This is a genomic window from Pseudomonas sp. 300 (assembly GCF_055803035.1).
Genome location: NZ_JAVLRV010000001.1, coordinates 1 through 15,611 on the forward strand (window position 1 = coordinate 1; position 15,611 = coordinate 15,611).

The 15,611-nt window shown below is 59.7% G+C and carries 14 protein-coding genes; 9 read left to right on the top strand and 5 right to left on the bottom strand.

Annotation, left to right across the window (positions count from 1 at the left end; genetic code table 11):
- The first annotated feature begins 368 nt into the window (after nt 1-368).
- The 9 genes from Q7W83_RS00005 (at nt 369) to Q7W83_RS00045 (ending at nt 10,703) form a co-directional block, all read left to right on the top strand.
- Nucleotides 369-1,676, top strand: a complete 1,308-nt coding sequence (locus Q7W83_RS00005) for a CitMHS family transporter (RefSeq protein ID WP_150630667.1) — start codon at nt 369-371, stop codon at nt 1,674-1,676.
- Nucleotides 1,677-1,761: 85 nt separating this feature from the next.
- Complete coding sequence (locus tag Q7W83_RS00010) at nt 1,762-2,529, top strand: TerC family protein (protein ID WP_150630668.1); 768 nt, start codon at nt 1,762-1,764, stop codon at nt 2,527-2,529.
- A gap of 215 nt (nt 2,530-2,744) precedes the next feature.
- Complete coding sequence (locus tag Q7W83_RS00015; RefSeq protein ID WP_150630669.1) at nt 2,745-4,403, top strand: Na/Pi cotransporter family protein; 1,659 nt, start codon at nt 2,745-2,747, stop codon at nt 4,401-4,403.
- Between the two features lie 193 nt (nt 4,404-4,596).
- A complete protein-coding gene (locus Q7W83_RS00020; RefSeq protein ID WP_473655520.1) occupies nt 4,597-5,973 on the top strand; it encodes a M16 family metallopeptidase in 1,377 nt (458 codons plus the stop codon).
- Nucleotides 5,974-6,111: 138 nt separating this feature from the next.
- Nucleotides 6,112-7,140, top strand: a complete 1,029-nt coding sequence (locus Q7W83_RS00025; protein WP_150630671.1) for a DUF5924 family protein — start codon at nt 6,112-6,114, stop codon at nt 7,138-7,140.
- A gap of 54 nt (nt 7,141-7,194) precedes the next feature.
- A complete protein-coding gene (locus Q7W83_RS00030; protein ID WP_150630672.1) occupies nt 7,195-8,343 on the top strand; it encodes an ABC transporter permease in 1,149 nt (382 codons plus the stop codon).
- Nucleotides 8,340-9,143: an ABC transporter ATP-binding protein gene (locus Q7W83_RS00035; RefSeq protein WP_150630673.1), complete on the top strand. Its 804-nt coding sequence runs from the start codon at nt 8,340-8,342 to the stop codon at nt 9,141-9,143. The genes Q7W83_RS00030 and Q7W83_RS00035 overlap by 4 nt, the downstream gene beginning before the upstream one ends.
- 1 nt (nt 9,144) lies before the next feature.
- Nucleotides 9,145-10,083 (top strand): MlaD family protein, encoded by a 939-nt coding sequence (locus tag Q7W83_RS00040; protein WP_150639391.1) that lies wholly within the window; start codon nt 9,145-9,147, stop codon nt 10,081-10,083.
- On the top strand, nt 10,080-10,703 hold the full coding sequence (locus Q7W83_RS00045) for an ABC-type transport auxiliary lipoprotein family protein (RefSeq protein WP_150639390.1): 624 nt from the start codon (nt 10,080-10,082) through the stop codon (nt 10,701-10,703). The genes Q7W83_RS00040 and Q7W83_RS00045 overlap by 4 nt, the downstream gene beginning before the upstream one ends.
- A 56-nt stretch (nt 10,704-10,759) precedes the next feature.
- Here Q7W83_RS00045 and Q7W83_RS00050 read toward each other — a convergent pair whose 3' ends face one another.
- From Q7W83_RS00050 to Q7W83_RS00070, 5 genes are all read right to left on the bottom strand, one after another.
- Complete coding sequence (locus Q7W83_RS00050; RefSeq protein WP_150630676.1) at nt 10,760-11,989, bottom strand: nucleoside recognition domain-containing protein; 1,230 nt, start codon at nt 11,987-11,989, stop codon at nt 10,760-10,762.
- Nucleotides 11,990-12,210: 221 nt separating this feature from the next.
- Nucleotides 12,211-13,542 carry a glutamate/aspartate:proton symporter GltP gene (gene gltP, locus Q7W83_RS00055; protein WP_084317807.1) on the bottom strand — a complete coding sequence of 444 codons (1,332 nt, stop codon included), beginning with the start codon at nt 13,540-13,542 and terminating at the stop codon, nt 12,211-12,213.
- A 717-nt stretch (nt 13,543-14,259) separates the two neighbouring features.
- The gene (locus tag Q7W83_RS00060; protein ID WP_150630677.1) at nt 14,260-14,724 is read right to left on the bottom strand and encodes an inhibitor of vertebrate lysozyme family protein; all 465 of its coding nucleotides are present in this window, start codon (nt 14,722-14,724) and stop codon (nt 14,260-14,262) included.
- A gap of 2 nt (nt 14,725-14,726) precedes the next feature.
- Entirely contained in the window at nt 14,727-14,891 is a 165-nt protein-coding gene (locus tag Q7W83_RS00065) for a DUF1328 domain-containing protein (RefSeq protein ID WP_003177151.1), read from the bottom strand.
- Nucleotides 14,892-14,972: 81 nt separating this feature from the next.
- Entirely contained in the window at nt 14,973-15,260 is a 288-nt protein-coding gene (locus Q7W83_RS00070) for a hypothetical protein (RefSeq protein ID WP_150630678.1), read from the bottom strand.
- Nucleotides 15,261-15,611 lie beyond the last annotated feature (351 nt).

The window sequence follows — 15,611 nt, forward strand, 5'->3', positions numbered from 1 at the left end:
GAAACGTAAAGGATGTCCCCGGTTTCAATCGTAAAGGATGTGTCCGTTTCTACACCGCGATGGCCTCAACTCGGTTTCCCTCTCTGCCCGGTCCGACGACCGGTTGTACATCCGGTCAATGCTTTCATCGGCGAAAGCTCGGTGAAAGCTTCCCCGATTAGGATCGCCCCACTACCGGCAACAGACCGGTCGGCCAATGCCAGCGTTTTATCGCTCGCACAGCCCTTTAACAACAACAATGGTGACCCTGATGTCCTTTACAACCCGCCGCTTCGCTGCAACTCCTCCCGTACGCCTCGTGCTTCCCGTTCTGCGCTGACCCACCCGGTTCGCCCATTCCCTAGCCGCGCTACGCCTGGAGTATTCCCATGCTGACTTTCCTTGGCTTCGCCATGGTCATCACGTTCATGTTCCTGATCATGACCAAGCGCCTGTCCGCGCTGATCGCCTTGATCATCATCCCGATCGTCTTCGCCCTGTTCGGCGGTTTTGCGCCGAAGATCGGCCCGATGATGCTCGAAGGCATCACCAAGCTTGCGCCGACCGGCGTGATGCTGATGTTCGCCATCCTCTACTTCGCCCTGATGATCGACTCCGGCCTGTTCGACCCGGCCGTGCGCAAGATCCTCAAACTGGTCAAGGGCGACCCGTTGAAAGTTTCGGTCGGCACCGCCGTACTGGCGCTCGTCGTCTCCCTCGATGGTGACGGCGCGACCACTTACATGATCTGCGTGGCCGCCATGCTGCCGCTGTACAGCCGCATCGGCATGAGCCCGCGGATCATGGCCGGTCTGATCATCCTCGCCGGTGGCGTGATGAACATGACCCCATGGGGCGGCCCGACCGCCCGTGCCGCGAGTGCGCTGCACGTGGACCCTTCGGCCATCTTCGTGCCGATGATTCCGGCGATGGCTGCCGGTGTCGTGGCCATCCTGGCCATCGCTTACTTCTACGGCAAGCGTGAACGTGCACGTCTGGGTGAGCTGCACCTGGTGGGCGACGAAATCGACCACAGCGAAATCAGCGTTTCGCAGTTCCCGGACGCCCGTCGTCCAAAGCTGATCTGGTTCAACGGCGCCTTGACGTTCGTCCTGATGTGCACCCTGATCGCTGGCCTGCTGCCGTTGCCGGTGTTGTTCATGGTGGCGTTCAGTATTGCGATGATCGTCAACTATCCTTGCCTGCAACAGCAGAAGGATCGCGTCGCGGCCCACGCCGGCAGCGTGCTGGCAGTGGTCGGTTTGATCTTCGCGGCAGGCATCTTCACCGGTATCCTGTCGGGCACCGGCATGGTCGATGCGATGTCGAAGAGCCTGCTGGCGGTCATCCCGGATTTCCTCGGCCCGTACCTGGCCGTGATCACCGCGCTGGTGAGCATGCCGTTCACGTTCTTCATGTCGAATGACGCATTTTATTACGGCGTGTTACCAGTACTTGCCGAAGCTGCCAGTCATTACGGTATAACCGCGGTTGAAATGGCACGTGCCTCGATCGTCGGTCAGCCCGTCCACTTGCTGAGCCCGCTGGTACCATCGACGTATTTGTTGGTGGCCCTGGCCGGCATCGACTTCGGTGACCATCAGCGCTTTACCCTGAAATGGGCAGTGCTGGTGTGCATGTGCATACTGGTTGCAGCATTGCTGATGGGGATTTTCCCACTGTTCAGCACTCTATAAGCCCAAGACTCACCATAACGGGTCCAGGCTTTGCTGTTTAAAGCCTGGGCCCGTTCTGGTTTAACACTCGCTCAAAGGAATACACATGGAATGGCTGACCAACCCTGAAATCTGGGTTGCCTTCTTTACCCTGACCGCCCTGGAAATCGTCCTGGGTATCGATAACATCATCATGATTTCGATCCTGGTCAGCCGCATGCCCAAACACATGCAGCAGCGCACCCGGATTTTCGGCCTGGCGCTGGCCATGGTCACGCGGATTCTGTTGCTGCTGTCGATCACCTGGGTCATGCGCCTCACCGCAGACCTGTTCGAGGTTTTCGGCCAGGGTATTTCCGGGCGAGACCTGATCCTGTTCTTCGGTGGTCTGTTCCTGCTGTGGAAGAGCTCGCAGGAGATGTACCACGCGCTGGAAGGTGAAGACGAAACCAACGAGGAGCCGGGCGGCAAGGGCGGCAACTTCCTCTACACCATCATCCAGATCGCGATCATCGACATCGTGTTCTCGCTGGACTCGGTCATCACCGCCGTCGGCATGGTCTCCCACGTACCGGTCATGGTTGCGGCGATCATCGTGGCCGTGCTGGTGATGATGCTGGCTTCCGGCACCATCAGCGAGTTCATCGACAAGCACCCTTCGCTGAAGATGCTGGCGCTGTCGTTCCTGTTGATCGTCGGTACCGTGCTGATTGCCGAATCCTTCGACGTGCATGTGCCAAAAGGCTATGTCTACTTCGCCATGGCGTTCTCGCTGGCGGTGGAAGCGATCAACATCAAGATGCGCACCGCGATTGCGAAAAAGAAGAAACAGCAGGATCCGGTGAAACTGCGCAAGGATATTCCGGGTCAATGACCCGAATGCTGTGCTGACAAAAAAGGAGCCTTCGGGCTCCTTTTTCTTTTTCTGCATCGAGCTGTTTTCATGACAGTTTTGTTTCAATCGTCTCTTTAGCTATGCGATGCTGGCGCGCAGACCGTTAGCCAACTACAGCTTAAGTACACAACGTAGAAAGTCGCGCGGCACCGTCAACTTGCTCCTTTGGGGCGCTACCACCACAGGGGGCCCGTATGCTCACCCTGCTCAATTTGCTATCTGCCGTGGCCTTGCTGATCTGGGGCACGCACATCGTCCGAACCGGCATTCTGCGGGTCTACGGCTCCAACCTGCGCCATGTGATCGGCCAGAACATGTCCAAGCGCTGGTTGGCGTTCATCGCCGGCATTGTCGTGACCGCCATGGTCCAGAGCAGCAACGCCACCGCGATGCTGGTCACCTCCTTTGTCGGCCAAGGCCTGATGGCGCTGATGCCGGCGCTGGCGACCATGCTCGGCGCCGACGTCGGGACCGCGCTGATGGCACGGGTGCTGACGTTTGATTTGTCGTGGTTGTCGCCGCTGCTGATCTTTCTTGGGGTGATTTTCTTTCTGTCGCGTAAACAGACGCGCCTGGGCCAGATGGGGCGGGTGGCCATCGGTCTGGGGCTGATCATTCTGGCCCTGCAACTGATCGTCGAAGCCGCGGCGCCGATTACCCAGGCCCAAGGGGTCAAGGTCATCTTTGCTTCGCTGACCGGCGACATCCTGCTCGACGCCCTGGTCGGCGCCTTGTTCGCGATGGTTTCCTACTCCAGCCTGGCCGCCGTCCTGCTGACCGCGACCCTGGCCGGTGCCAGTGTGATCAGTTTGCCGGTGGCCATCGGCCTGGTGATCGGCGCGAACATCGGCAGCGGCATTCTGGCGTTCATGAGCACCAGCATGCAGAACGCTGCGGGTCGTCAGGTGGCGCTCGGGAGCTTGCTGTACAAGCTGATCGGCCTGCTGCTGATCATTCCGGTGCTCGACCCGTTGGTGCACTGGATCGACAGCCTCGACTTCAGTCCCCAGGAAATGGTCATCGGCTTCCACTTGCTCTACAACACCGCGCGCTGCCTGATTTTGCTGCCGACGGTCGGCGTGATGGCGCGGCTGTGTGCATGGCTGTTGCCGGAGCGCCCGGAAATCAATGGCACGGCCAAACCGCGGCACCTCGATCCGACGGCGCTGGTCACTCCCAGCCTGGCGCTGGCCAACGCCGCCCGCGAAACCCTGCGTATCGGTGATCTGATCGACAACATGCTCGAAGCCATGCTCGACGTACTGCGCGGCAAGCAAACCGCCGTGACCCAGGAAATGCGCCGCCTGACTGATGATGTGGAATCGCTCTACAGCTCGATCAAGCTCTATCTGGCACAGATGCCCCGTGAAGACCTGAGTGAACATGACAGTCGGCGCTGGGCGGAAATCATCGAACTGGCGATCAACCTCAAACTCGCCAGCGACCTGATCGAGCGCATGTTGCGCAAGGTGCAACAACAGAAAACCTCGCAGCGCCGGTCTTTTTCCGAGGTCGGCCTGGACGAGTTGGCGGGTCTGCACAGTCAGCTGATTTCCAATTTGCGCCTGGGATTGTCGGTGTTCCTCAGCGCCGACAAGGAAAGTGCCCGCCAGTTGCTGCGTGAGAAACGTCGCTTTCGCGCACAGGAACGGCGCCTGGCCCATGCTCACGTCAGCCGGTTGCAACGTAAGATCGTGCAAAGTATCGAGACCAGTTCGCTGCACCTGGAGCTGATTGCCGATATGAAGCGCCTGAATTCTCTGTTTTGCAGCAGCGCTTATGTGGTTCTGGAAACGTCTGACACCGGCGCGCTCGTCGTCGATGATTTGGCTGACATCACACATTCGCCTTGAACGTCTGGCAGTGTGGTCAGTCAGTTACAGTGGTTCAGCCTCAAGACCGTCTTCGCGGGCGAGCCCACTCCCACAGGTGATCCGGGTCGGACATCATTCCAGTTGCACAAAAGATCACTGTGGGAGCGGGCTTGCCCGCGATAGCGACCTAAAGGACGACACGGATCTCCGATTGATTGCCTGGAAGCTTGCTATGCGTTGTCTGTTGTTCGCCTGCCTGTTGCTCGGATCACTGCCCTCGTTTGCCCTGGACCGATTTCAGGTTGAGGGTTACACCCTGCCCAACGGCCTGCAATTGCTGCTCAAGCCCGGCACCGAACGCGGGCATGTAGCGATTCGACTGGTGGTCGGCGTCGGTATCGATGATTTCAGCTGCGCCGAAAAAGAACTGCCGCATCTACTCGAACACCTGCTGTTCAGCGGCATCGACGCCACCGGCGAAGGCGGTCTGGAAGAGCGCATGCAGGCGCTGGGTGGCGAGTGGAACGCCTACACCAGCAATGCCGACACCACGTTCGTCATCGAAGCCCCGGCGAAAAACCAGCGCAAGGTCCTCGACCTGCTGTTGGCGCTGTTGACCCAGACCCGAATCGACGACAACGCCATCAACGCCGCCAAGCAAGTGGTCGAGCGCGAAGACGGCGGCCATTACTCGCATTTGCAACGGTGGCTGGATCGTCAGGACCTGGGCCACACCGCGAGCAATCAACTGGCCGTGGAACTGGGGCTTAAATGCCCGGAACGGGCCGAGGTCGATCACCTGACCCGCGAACAACTGGAGACGGTGCGCAAGGCCTGGTACGCACCCAACAACATGACCCTGATCGTGGTCGGCGATCTCGATCGCTTGCTGCCGGGTTATCTGGAACGGGCCTGGGGTGAACTTGACGCAATTGACCCAACCGAACACCCGCCACTCCCGCAAATCCAGGCCAGCGCGGCACATGAGCGTACCTTGAGTCACGGCTTCGTCGGTGGCGGTGCGAAGTTGCACTGGCTGGTGCCGGAGCCCGTGCTGGAGGATCAGCACGATGAAACCTTCGACCTGCTCAAGGACTATCTGGATTGGGCGCTCTATCGTCAGATGCGCCTCGCCCATGGTTTGTCTTATGGCCCCTCCGCCGAGCGCGAAGTGTTTGGCGGGGTGGGTTTCATGAGCCTCAACGCCGACCTTGAGCGCGACGCCGTGCCGGAGGCGGAGCAGGTGCTGGATGAGTTGAAAGCCAGGTTGCTCAAGGACGGCCTGGATGCCGACACCTTCAACCGCCTCAAACAGGCCGCCATCGCGCGGCAGGCTTGGGCCGTGCAAGGCAACAGTGCGTTGGCCGATTACTACTGGGGCGCGCTGGGTGACTACGAAGACGGCCGTTTCGCCGACCCGGCCAAGGAACTCCAGCGGGTCACGCTGGCAGAAGCCAACAAGGCCATGCGCGAATTGCTCTTGCAACCGGGTTATCTGCGGATCGAGAGGCCGTTGATGAGTTATGATCAGGTCATGTGGGCGATTGCCGGGGTCTTGGGGTTAGGGGTGTTTGGACTGTTGGCCTGGCGCGTCCATCGCAATCGATAACCTCCTTTGTGGGAGCCAGCTTGTCTGCGGGCTCCTACAGTTCGGTGTGTATCCATGAATGCGATTTGACCTCGCCACACCGCCCTCCTCGGCGGTAACCTGTCGGGGATATTTCCTACGACTATTGTGAATCGCCGAATGCCTACCCTGACCTTGTTCGTACAGCGCATCCTCGAGTTGATGAAGCGCTACCCAGGGGTCATTGCGCTCGGCGGTTTCATCTCCGGGGTCGGCAGCTTCATGCTGGTCGATCGCCAGCAAGGCCTGGCGACCTGGATCACCATCATCATGGTGCTCAGCTGGATCTGGCTGATGCTGGAAAACAGCCTCACCAAACTTTTCACCCGAATCTTCAAGCGCGAAATCCCCCAGCCGCTGCTGCGCTACGCCACGCAGATGATCCACCAGGAAAGTCTGTTCTTTGTCCTGCCGTTCTTTTTCATCACCACGACCTGGAACAGCGGCCAGTTGTTTTTCACCGGGCTGCTGTGCATCGCCGCGCTGATTTCCATCACCGACCCGCTCTACTACAAATGGCTGGCGCCCCGGCGCTGGGCGTTTCTGGCGCTGCACACCCTGACGCTGTTCGCGGCGCTGTTGACCGCCCTGCCCGTCATCCTGCACCTGACCACCTCCCAGAGTTTCAAACTGGCCCTGGGCACGGCTGTCGTGCTGTCGTTCCCGAGCCTGGCGTCGATCTTCCCCATTCGTACCGTGCGCAACGCGCTGGCAATCCTGAGTATCACCGTCGGCATCGGTGGCGTGGGTTGGGTGCTGCGCTCGTGGGTGCCGCCGGCCACGCTGTGGATGACCGATGTGGCGATCAGCACGCAAATGCAGGACCGCACACCCGGCAAAAGCCTGGACGAAGTCAGCGCCGAGCAGATCCGTGGAGACGGCCTGTACGCCTACACCGCGATCAACGCCCCGCGCGGCTTGGACGAGCGGATTTACCATGTCTGGCAGTTCAACGGCAAAGAGGTCGACCGCATCGCCCTGGATATCCACGGCGGGCGCAAGGAAGGCTATCGCGCCTGGACCCACAAGCAGAACTTCCCCGGTAACCCGGCGGGCAAGTGGCAGGTTCGGGTACTCACCGAGGATGGCCAGTTGATCGGTGTGTTGCGCTTCAAGATCACAGACAGCACACCGACCAAAGAAAAGTAATGGGGTTCGTGCTATTACGTAGATCTGTGTAACAGCCGAACAAGCACGGAGCTTATGACCAGCAGCACAATGGCCGGCAATGCCCAACTGGACGCCGCTCACTCCCCCGCTCAATTGCGGGTGACGGGTGATTGGACGCTTGCCCATTACGCCGAACTCAAGGACCTGAGCGAAAAGCTTCGCGGGCAATACGACGACAGCACCCACATCGACCTTAACGGCCTCGGCGCGCTCGACACCGCCGGCGCCTCGCTGCTGGTGGAATTGCTCGGTTCGGACCGCCTCGGCAAATCCGCCGAACATCCCGACTGCACCTTGTCTGTCGCCGATCGTGCCTTGTTGCAGACCGTTTATTGTTCGATGACGGACTTCTGCGTACCGATCAAGGAAGCGGAAATCGGCGTCGGCATTCAACTGCTGACCCGCATTGGCCGCGCGGTAGACGCCGTCTGGCAAGACACCCTGCAATTGCTGGGCTTCGTCGGCCTGATTCTGGAAACCATCGCCCGCGGCCTGTTCCGCCCGAAGCGCTGGCGCATCACGCCCATGGTCGCGCACATTGAACAGACCGGCCTCGACGCCGCCCCCATCGTTGCCCTTCTGACCTTTCTGGTGGGCGCCGTCGTGGCGTTTCTCGGGGCGACGGTGCTGAAGAGTTTCGGTGCGAGCATCTTCACCGTGGACCTGGTGGCGTTCTCCTTTCTACGTGAATTCGGCGTGTTGCTGACCGCGATCCTGATGGCCGGGCGCACCGCCAGTGCGTTTACCGCGCAGATCGGCTCGATGAAGGCCAACGAAGAAATCGACGCCATCCGCACCTTGGGTCTCGACCCGATGGAGTTGCTGGTGGTGCCACGCGTGCTGGCGCTGCTGGTCGCGCTGCCGATGCTGACCTTTCTGGCGATGCTATCGGGGATTGTCGGCGGTGGCGTGGTCTGCGCCGTGGCGCTGGATATCTCGCCGGCGATGTTCTTGTCGCTGCTGCAAACCGACATCGGCGTTCAGCACTTCGTGGTCGGCATCGTCAAAGCGCCGATCTTTGCGTTCCTCATCGCCGCCATTGGTTGCCTTGAAGGCTTCAAGGTCAGTGGCAGCGCCGAATCTGTGGGTGCGCACACCACGTCGAGCGTGGTGCAGTCGATTTTCGTGGTGATCGTGCTCGACGCCGTGGCCGCGCTGTTTTTCATGGAGATGGGCTGGTGAGTCGTCTACCCCGAGCGCCCTCCGAGGCGGTGATCGAAGTCCGTGGGCTGTGTAATCGCTTTGGCCGCCAGAGTGTGCACGAGAACCTCGACCTGGATCTGTACAAGGGCGAAATCCTCGCCGTGGTTGGCGGTTCCGGCAGCGGCAAATCAGTGCTGCTGCGCAGCATTGTCGGCCTGCGCCAGCCCAGCGAAGGCGTGGTGAAGGTCTTTGGCAAGAACCTGCCGACGCTGTCCGAACACGAGCGCTCGAAGATTGAACGGCGCTTCGGTGTGCTGTTTCAGAAAGGCGCCTTGTTCTCTTCGCTGACCGTGACCGAGAACGTCGCCCTGCCCCTGATCGAACACGCCGGCTTGAGCCGCAATGATGCCGAGCACCTGGCGGCGGTGAAACTGGCGTTGGCCGGGTTGCCGCTGTCGGCGGCGGACAAGTATCCCGCCTCGCTGTCCGGCGGCATGATCAAGCGCGCGGCACTGGCCCGTGCGTTGGCACTGGACCCGGACATCCTGTTCCTCGACGAACCCACCGCCGGCCTCGATCCCATCGGCGCGGCGGCCTTCGACCAGTTGATCCTGACTTTGCGTGATGCGTTGGGGTTGAGTGTGTTTCTGGTGACCCATGACCTCGACACGCTCTACACCATCACCGACCGCGTGGCGGTACTGGCGCAGAAGAAAGTGCTGGTGGCGGACGCCATCGACAAGGTTTCGGAAACCGACGACGCGTGGATTCACGAATACTTCCATGGCCCTCGCGGCCGCGCGGCGCTGACAGCCGCTCAACAGTTGAATGAGGTCTGACATGGAAACCCGAGCCCATCATGTATTGATCGGCCTGTTCACGGTGATTGTTGTGGCAGGCGCCCTGCTCTTCGGCTTGTGGCTGGCCAAGTCCAGCGTCGACACCGAGTTCAAGGATTACGAAATCGTCTTCAACGAGGCGGTCAGCGGCCTGTCCAAGGGCAGCGCCGTGCAATACAGCGGGATCAAGGTCGGTGACGTGGTGACGTTGCGCCTGGACCCGAAAGACCCGCGCCGGGTGTTGGCCCGGATTCGCCTGGGCGGTGATACGCCGATCAAGGAAGACACCCAGGCCAAACTGGCGCTGACCGGGATCACCGGAACGTCGATCATTCAGCTCAGTGGCGGTACACCGCAGAGCCCGACGCTCAAGGGTCGGGATGGCAACTTGCCGACGATTGTGGCTTCACCCTCGCCCATCGCTCGGTTGCTCAATGACAGCAACGATCTGATGGCCGGAGTGAACGTGTTGATGCACAACGCCAATCAGATGTTTTCGACGGAGAACGTCGAGCGCATCAGCAAGACCCTCGAACATCTGGAACAAACCACCGGCACCATCGCCGATCAGCGCGGTGACCTCCGTCAGGCGATGCAGCAACTGGCATCGGTCGGCAAGCAGGCCGGTGCGATGCTGGAACAAACGTCGGCGCTGATGCGCAACGCCAACGGTCTGCTCAACGACCAGGGCAAGCACATGTTCGGCAGCGCCGAGCAGGCGATGAAGTCGCTCGAGCAAAGCAGCGCGACGATCAACAAATTGCTGACCAACAATCAGGATTCGCTCAACAGCGGCATGCAAGGCCTCAATGGTCTGGCCCCCGCTGTACGTGAGTTGCGCGATACCTTGACCTCGTTGCGCGCGATTTCCCAGCGCCTGGAAGCCAACCCGAGCGGTTACTTGCTGGGCAATGACAAGAACAAGGAGTTCACGCCATGAAGCTGACTCACATCGCCCTCCTCGGCGCTTTTGCGCTGACCAGCGCCTGCTCGATCCTGCCCAAGTCCGAGCCGTCCGATGTGTATCGGTTGCCCTCGGCCCAGAGCGTTTCTCCCAGCCACGGCACGCCGCAGCGCTGGTCCTTGCGCCTGACCAAGCCGCAGGCCAGCGAGGCGTTGAACAGCCCGCAAATCGCCGTAATTCCGCAAGGCGATCTGATCAGCAGCTACAAGGCTTCCCGCTGGAGTGATCCGGCGCCGGTGCTGCTGCGCAATCGCCTGCTCGATGGTTTTCAGCGTGACGGTCGGGTTGCGTTGTTGAGCACCGACGACAGTAATTTCCAGGCGGACCTGGAATTGGGCGGGAGTTTGCAGGCGTTCCAGACTGAGTATCAGGGGTCGGCTGCCAGCGTGGTCGTGCGGCTGGATGCGTTGTTGGTTCGCGGTTATGACCAGCGCATCCTCGCCAGCCGCCGCTTCGAAGTGCGCCAGCCATTGAGCGATGTGCAGGTGCCGGCAGTGGTGGCCGGGTTTGGCCTGGCCAGTGATCAATTGACCGCGCAGGTGGTGAGCTGGGCGGTGGAACAAGGACAGAAACTCGCGCCGCCACCAAGGCCTTGAAGCCAACACAACCCCAATGTGGGAGCGGGCAAGCCCGCTCCCACAAGGGTTTTCGGTTAGCCGAAGAACCAGTAGCAGACACCGATCGCGCCCAGTACACCGGCCAATTCAGCCAGCAACGCACACCCCACCGCATGCCGTGCCCGCTGAATCCCTACGGCGCCGAAGTACACGGCCAACACATAGAACGTCGTCTCTGTACTGCCCTGAACCGTCGCCGCCACCAACGCAGGGAAGCTGTCGACCCCAGACGTTTTCATGGTTTCGATCAGCATCGCCCGTGCGGCGCTGCCGGAGAACGGTTTGACCATCGCCGTCGGCAGCGCGTCGACGAAGCGCGTGTCCCAGCCAGCCCATTCCACCAGATGACGAATCCCGTCGAGACCGAAATCCAGCGCGCCGGACGCCCGTAATACGCCGACGGCACAGAGCATCGCCACCAGATACGGCAGCAGATTCTTTGCCACGTCGAAGCCTTCTTTCGCACCCTCGACGAAGGCCTCGTAGACCTTCACTTTGCGCAGCGCGCCGATCACCAGGAACAGCATGATCAGCCCGAACAGCGTCAGGTTGCCGAGGATCGATGACAGGCCGGCCAGCGCGGTCGCCGAGAGCGTCGCCAGCAGCGCCATGAAGCCACCGAGCGCCAGGGCGCCGGGGATCAGATAGGCGAGCACCACGGGGTCCCACAGGCGCAGACGCTGCATGAAGGCCACCGACAGCAAACCCACCAGCGTCGAGCAACTGGTGGCCAGCAGGATCGGCAGGAACACCAGCGTCGGATCCGGCGCACCTTGCTGCGCGCGGTACATGAAGATCGTCACCGGCAGCAGGGTCAGGGAGGAGGCGTTGAGCACCAGAAAGAGGATTTGCGCATTGCTGGCGATGGTGGCGCTGGGATTCAGCTCTTGCAGCGCCTTCATGGCTTTAAGGCCGATCGGCGTGGCGGCGTTGTCCAGGCCCAGGCCGTTGGCAGCGAAGTTCAGGGTGATCAGGCCGATGGCGGGGTGACCGGCCGGCACTTCCGGCATCAGGCGCAGGAACAACGGGCCCAGCGCCTTGGCCAGCCATTCGACGATCCCGGCCTTCTCGGCAATCCGCAGAAAGCCCAGCCAGAGGGTGAGGGTGCCGAACAGCAGGACCATGACCTCGACCGACAGCTTGGCCATGGCGAAAATGCTTTCCACCATCGCCGCGAAGATCCCGGCATTCCCGCCGATCAGCCACTGCGCCAGCGCCGACACGGCCGCGACGATGAAGAAGCCAAGCCACAGGCCATTGAGCATCAGTTAAATCCCCCGAAGAATGCGGCGAATGATAGCGGGGTAGCCAGAAACGACAAACCCCGGATTTCTCCGGGGTTTGTTTGTGTGGCTGGCTCGGGTCACTGTGGGAGCCAGCCTGCTGGCGATGAGGCAGGCACGTTCAACATTTCTGTTGTTTGATACACCGCTATCGCCAGCAGGCTGGCTCCCACATAAAAGCCAGATTCCACAGGGTTCAGCTATCAGTTGCGGGAAATCTCGCCAGCCGGCAATTTTTCCTTGCTGCGCCAGTGCGGCAGCGAGTTCCAGTAGCGCTGGCCCTTCGCATCGTCGTACATGCCTTCCCAACGGGAGATGACCAGTACGGCGAGGGCGTTGCCGATCACGTTCAGAGCGGTACGCGCCATGTCCATGATGCGGTCGACACCGGCGATGAACGCCAGGCCTTCCAGCGGGATACCCACGCTGCCCAAGGTCGCCAGCAGCACCACGAAGGACACACCCGGAACACCGGCGATGCCTTTGGAGGTGACCATCAGCGTCAGTACCAGCAGCAATTGCTGGCTGATCGACAGGTCGATGCCGTAGAGCTGGGCAATGAAGATGGCCGCGATGCTTTGATAAAGCGTCGAACCGTCGAGGTTGAACGAGTAACCGGTCGGCACCACGAAGCTGCAAATGGCTTTCGGCGCGCCGTAGGCTTCCATCTTCTCGATCACACGCGGCAGCACGGTTTCGGAGGAGGCGGTGGAGTAGGCCAGCACCAGCTCATCCTTGAAGATGCGCATCAGTTTGATCACCGAGAAGCCGAACAGGCGAGCGATCAGGCCCAGCACCATGAAGGCGAAGAAGGCGATAGCGAAGTAAACCAGGATGACCAGTTTGGCCAGCGGCAGCAGGGACGCGAAGCCGAAGTTGGCGACGGTCACCGCGATCAGGGCGAAAACGCCGATCGGGGCGTAGTTCATGATCATGTGGGTGACCTTGAACATGCTTTCCGAAACGCCCTGGAACATCGTTACCAGCGGGTCGCGCAACTCGGGCTTGAGGCTCGACAGGCCGAGACCGAACAGCACCGAGAAGAAGATGATCGGCAGCATTTCACCGCGAGCGATGGCCGCGAAGATGTTCGACGGGATCAGGTTGAGGATGGTTTCGATGAACGCATGTTCATGCTGTACCTCGGCGGCCGTGGCCTGATACTTGGAGATATCCACAGTACCCAGCGTGCTCATGTCGATGCCGGCGCCCGGGTGGAACACGTTGGCCAGCACCAGACCAACGACGATGGCGATCGTGGTGACGATCTCGAAGTAGATGATGGTCTTGAGGCCGATGCTGCCAAGTTTCTTCGCGTCACCGACGCCTGCAATGCCGACGATCAACGACGAGATCACGATCGGGATCACGATCATCTTGATCAGACGGATAAAGATATCGCCTGCCGGTTGCAGAACGTTGCTGATCCACCAGGCCTTCTCGGCACTGAAATGGTTGAGCAGCGCACCGATTGCAATCCCCAACACCAGACCGATGAGGATCTGCCAGGCGAGGCTAAGCTTTGCCTTCTTCATATCTTTACCCTTACTTGCGTTTGACTCAGGCAGATGCAGCAACTGGAACGCCGGCGGCGAAAAAGTCTTGTGCATCTGCCCCCGTATAAGGTGCCCCGGAGCGAGTATTTATGGCTCTCTGGCAGGCGAAAAAAGGCGCAACTATTCCGATGCAAGGATGCGACGTCTAATGCCGTAAACGCCTACCCTATGCCGAATCGGCATGAGGTTTTTTTACTGAAACCGACGTCGCAATCGGTTCGAATGTGACATTTCGGCAGGCATAAGTGCCGTGAACCGGCCATTTCAGGGCCGGTCGAGTGTTTTTTGATCAGTTGTGCAGGAGGGGTATTTCAGAAAAATCGGACGATGACAGGCGAGAAATCGCTACGAAAACAGGCGTTTTTTTCTCGATGTACGGTCACGCAAGAAACACCGGGAAAAGTATTTTCCAGTGATCCTCAGTAACCCTGTGAGGGTAGAGAAGCGAAACCGAGCGGATCGCTCTAATACAACGCTTTGCGCGGATAAGCTCTTCGCAAGCCCGTCGAGCGCTGGAGGCTCGGCGAACTTGCGTCGCAGCTTTTTCCTGACCCGGCCCTTTCGCAGGTACTCCCTGTACCCGTAGGTCACTCCGCCCCTGAAACAGGCAGAACGTCCCGACCCCTTGGTCATGCGTCTACCTTCCTCGGGTAGCGCATTGGAGAGAAGCAATGCTGCTTCTTTCGTGTGACAAATTCAGTACCAGTTCGGATCTTTTTTCAGTTGTTCCATCAACAGGTCCTGCATACCTTGGTCAGGCTTGCCGAGGAAGCGGTAATCGGCGTGCCGAGTCGGCGACTTGTCGGCCGGCAACCCGGCAGGCACTTCGACCAGCATGGCATACGCATCCTTCTTGTCGAAGCTGACGGCCACGATCAGGCGTTCGTTGAGGCATGTGTCATGCGATTCGCAGAGCGGCCCCACCAGATACTTGTCGCCATCTTCTTCCACCGCATTCATTTGCTCGGCATCGCCGGACAGGTTCATCACCCATTCCGGCAGGCGTTCTTCCTTCTTCACCACGCCTTGCCAAGTGTCGTGAAACTGCGGGTCTGCGCTTAACAACTCGTTGACCCGCGCCTGGCCATCATTGGCCGCCATCACGGTGGCACTGCCGCCCAGAAGCAGGGCGGCTGCCATCGTTTTCAGTGAAACGTTCATCTTCAACCTCGACCGCGACGGCCAAAGAAGAACGAAGCAATGAACATCACCAGGAACACGACAAAGAGAATCTTGGCGATACCCGTGGCGGTGCCCGCGATACCACCGAAGCCCAGTACCGCAGCGATGATGGCAATGATCAAGAATGTGATTGCCCAGCTCAACATGGTGATTCTCCTTACGCTTCTATTTAGAGGTGTTGCTCGTGATGCTTATCCCGGCGCAGCGAGCGCGCCAAGTTCGTGTGTTTAGAACACCCAACGTTCCTGACGTGGCATCTCGTCCGCAGGCTGAGCCTGGTCGACATCCATCATTCGCATCGGGACGCTGTCGGCGAAGCTGCTGCTGACGGCGCTGAAGTGGGTTTGGGTCGGATGCTGAATCGGCACGCGTGGCACTTCTTGCTGCTGGCTCTGCTCCCAACGCTGAAACTGCTGGCCGCCGATCAAAGTGATCAAGAGCGCCAGAACAGCAAACAGACCTTGCTGGATATGCAGTGGCGAGATTCGCAATTGGGCGGCACGTTGGCGATTCATCCTGAAGCTCCTCCCACTTCTGTGGTGATCTTGTAATGGGCTAGGTGTTGCTGAATGCCCTGGTTATTCAGGTTGTTGCAGCCTGCGTGCCAGTTTTTTATGATTAAAAATTCTATAAAAATCAATTAGTTACTTTATTTATAAAAATCGTGTCGGACGCATCCTGCACGATGGCCCTTTCGCAGTCGTGCGTAATGCACGATAGATCCGTAGGTACTTTCACTTTTTTTGAATTGCGGGGAGGGCGCGGATGTCACAAGGGGAGATGGGGAATCTCCTGAAAACCGGCTATCTGATAAAAAAACAACAAAATCAGGCGATTAGCCGTAGGGTGAGGAGAGAGCTACCCTG